Below are 249 nucleotides of genomic sequence, written 5' to 3' on the forward strand. Positions count from 1 at the left end.
CGGCGATGGCGTCGGGATCTTCGCCGGGGGCGCCAGGGTAGGCGAGATACGCCGCCAGCTCGGCCAGCGGTCCGCGCGCGGGCTTGGGAACCGCCATGGCCGGCGCGGGGCTGGCGTCGGGCGCAGCGGCATCGTCCGGCCCTTCGGCGGCGGTGTTGGCCGCGCTGGCCGCGGCGATGCGCGCCGCATACGCCTGCAGCAACTGCGCCAGGCGCTCGTCCAGCCGGGCGCGGTCTGCCTGCGTGGCCC

1 protein-coding gene is annotated in these 249 nt (G+C 78.3%); it reads right to left on the reverse strand.

Annotated features, from left to right (window positions below):
* Positions 1-249 (reverse strand): DUF2894 domain-containing protein (locus tag SB751_RS33690; protein WP_410749457.1); only part of this gene is annotated, 249 nt, incomplete at both ends.

Origin of the sequence: Cupriavidus sp. SIMBA_020 (assembly GCF_046535395.1) — a bacterium.
In the GTDB taxonomy this organism is placed as follows: Bacteria; Pseudomonadota; Gammaproteobacteria; order Burkholderiales; family Burkholderiaceae; genus Cupriavidus; species Cupriavidus campinensis.